The organism is Peptostreptococcaceae bacterium (genome assembly GCA_016649995.1).
Lineage (GTDB): Bacteria > Bacillota > Clostridia > Peptostreptococcales > BM714 > BM714.
Window position 1 is genome coordinate 1 of record JAENWJ010000092.1, and the last position, 3,123, is coordinate 3,123.

Genomic DNA, 3,123 nt, shown 5'->3' on the forward strand with positions numbered 1-3,123 from the left:
GCAGAATATTATCGCCATGAATGGATTAGTTCTTTCAAGCTCGCCAAACAAAGCCTCCATCTTCCATCTATCGGATGAGAGAACGACCTCTTGCCTTATTCCCTCAAGTGTTACGCTCACTTTTTTTGCTGTCAGCTCCAATGGTAAATTCATATGCCTGTAGGCAAGCTTTTTCACCTTCGAATCTAGTGTGGCCGAAAAGCAAAGCAGCTGCTTATTTTTGTTGGTGTCTTTTAGAATCAGTTCAATTTCTCCTTTAAACCCTATATATAGCATCTGGTCAGCCTCATCGAGCACGAGAACCTTAAGATGCATAAGGTCTATGGCCTTCCTTCTCATATGATCAATTAGCCTGCCCGGCGTAGCAACTACAATATCCACTCTTCCGGCTAGCTTCCTAAGCTGCTTCCCTATGTCGCGACCACCGAAAATCGACAAAACTTTTATATCTCCACCATCCGCGAGCTTTTCGGCCTCGGATGCTATCTGCATTGCAAGTTCCCTTGTTGGCGTGAGTATGAGCCCCTGAACATAACCAGTGCCGCTTCCAAAGGACTGAAACATGGGAAGAAGAAACGCCAATGTCTTGCCCGTTCCGGTCTGCGCTTCGGCCATGACATCTTTCCCTTCCAGAATTCTCGGGATTGTAAGCTTCTGTATCGGTGTAGGCGAAATTATGCCTTGTTTCTTAAGTTTTTCAATCATTTCTTCGTTTATGCCAATGTCTAAAAATCTATCCATTTTACTCCCTTTTTTCCTTTAATTTTTCATTCAAGCTCGCTAAATTATATCATAGATACAAAAGTAAAGCACATCCTTGTCTTTCAAGGAAATGCGCATTCTTTGGCTCTTATATATCCGCATCGCGAAAAAGCCTTTGACCATCAGCCCGCCGATCACATTGAATCTTCCGAATCGACAATATATGAGCCATCCCCCTATGCTTTTTGATCGATATTTATATTAATACTGCCCTGCATTATACTAATTACACAAAACCCCTAATTGTTGCCACTGACCTAACAAAGCACACCCTCGAATATCATCAAGGATGTGCTTTGTTAGGTTTTAGCAGCTATCTTTATTTCCTATTTTTCACATTCATCGAAAAAAGCCATCAGCGCGTTTATGTCTTCTGCATTGTTATAGAAATGCAGGCCAATCCGCATTGTTTCATCGGTTGCAACATGCGCCCTGATTCCTCGAGCTCCCAGTACATCATCAGTTAACTCATAGGCCTTCGGGAATTTTAGGTAAACTATATTGCTTCTATTTTTTTCTTCGAAAGGCTCCACTATAGAAATGGTATTGAATTCTTCAACTCTTTTGTATAGATAGTCAACCAAGCTGAGAATATAGTTTTCGACTTCCTTCTTGCCAAGTGACATGTAGGTTATGAGAGACTGCTCAAAACCGAACATCCCAAGCCAGTTAAGCCCACCCGTTTCAAAACGCTGAGCGCCTTTATTGAATGACAGTTCGAGCTGGTTGAAATCCCCTCTCCTGTCACGCGAACCTACCCATCCTACGGAATGCGGCGTAATTTTATTCAGCAATTCAGTACTCATATAGCCAATCCCAAAACCGAATACATTGTTCATCCATTTATATGTTGAAGAAGCCAAAAAATCAACATGCAATTTCTTTACATCCATATGCATAGCCCCTATACACTGTGTAATATCTACAGCAAGCAATATCCCGTTATTATAGCAAAATTCACCTATTTCGTTTAGGTCATGCTTAAAACCGGAGGAAGGCTCAACATAGCACACAGATACTGCAAGGGTATTTTCGTCAATCATTTCTTTCATTGATTCAAAAGGCACCTCTCCATTTATACTTTTTACAAATCTGACTTCAAGTCCATCCTTTTCTCTAGCCAGCCATGCGTTTCTCATCGCCGGGAAAGAAATATCCGCCATTACGACATTGCTTCCCTCGGGAATTTCTATGTTACTCGTAAAAGCATTATTGATGTCCGAGCAATCTTTTCCGTAAAAAACTTCGTGCTCTTTGGCATTAATCATCTCCGCTACCATTTTACGCATTCCATCGGCATAGTCCCAATATCCGAAATAACTGCCTATATTGACCCCTTCAAAGTGCCGGGAATCCAATTGGTTTTTCATGGCCTCGTAACTCTTCTTTGAAATCAGTCCCGTAGTCGCCGTATCAAGATAAACCTGATTTTCCACTGCGGGATACTCTTTCCTAATCTCTTCGAATATGTTCATATGCGCTCCTTTCAAAAGCTCGTATACATCCTTCTGTTTCATTATCCGACGAATGCGTAAAATTCTATATGCAAAACCAAACTAATCAGATCCTCTACTCGGGGTAGTAAATTACCATACTTGCCTTTGCAGTCTTTTGCCCTAAATTATTATAAGAGTGTGGTCTGTCCGCCTTGAATCTCATTGCATTGCCTTCTTCTATATTATATTCCTCTTCTCCAACTTTTATTGTAATTTCCCCCTGGAATACAGTAACAAACTCCTCTGTGCCCACTCCATGCGGCTCTGCGCTTAGATATCCGCTCTTTTCGATTTCCACCTTGTAAACCTCGAACCTTCTTCCATCTTCGTAGGGAAAAAAAGGGTAAAGTTTATATCTCCCATTGTCCGCAACAAGAGGATTGACCTCTTCCTTCGATACTATAACAGCATCGGGCATGGATTCGTCCAGAAGGGATGTAAATGACACCTTGAGCCCGTTGGCAATTTTCCAAACGGTTGTAATTGTCGGATTCGATTCGCCCCTTTCAATCTGACCAAGCATGCTCTTACTGACACCTGACAGCTTAGCAACCATGTCAAGACTAAACCTTTGCTCTTCCCTTATGCGTTTAAGATTAACCGAAATGATTGAATTCAAGTTGTCCAAATTTCCAGCCTCCCCTTGTGCGTTATATGGCCCATGGTATATAATAAATTACACAATGCTTTATCATGTTCATTTTGTTCATTATAACACACATTCGAATTGGAGGTTTTTCCCATGTTCCAAACAGGAGCTTTTCTTTCATATGTAATAGTAGTCTCCTTTACGCCTGGGCCAAATAATATACTCTCCATGGTAAACGCCAGCAGAGACGGATTCAAAAAAACTTTTGGGTTTTTA

At 41.3% G+C, this 3,123-nt stretch carries 3 protein-coding genes; all 3 read right to left on the reverse strand.

What is annotated here, in order from left to right; all coding sequences use genetic code 11:
* Positions 1-741, reverse strand: a 741-nt coding sequence (locus JJE29_09310; protein MBK5252813.1) for a DEAD/DEAH box helicase, incomplete at its 3' end; no start/stop codon positions are given.
* 347 nt (positions 742-1,088) lie between these two features.
* Positions 1,089-2,237 carry an aminotransferase class V-fold PLP-dependent enzyme gene (locus JJE29_09315; GenBank protein MBK5252814.1) on the reverse strand — a complete coding sequence of 383 codons (1,149 nt, stop codon included), beginning with the start codon at positions 2,235-2,237 and terminating at the stop codon, positions 1,089-1,091.
* A 94-nt stretch (positions 2,238-2,331) separates the two neighbouring features.
* The gene (locus tag JJE29_09320) at positions 2,332-2,886 is read right to left on the reverse strand and encodes a helix-turn-helix domain-containing protein (GenBank protein MBK5252815.1); all 555 of its coding nucleotides are present in this window, start codon (positions 2,884-2,886) and stop codon (positions 2,332-2,334) included.
* Positions 2,887-3,123 lie beyond the last annotated feature (237 nt).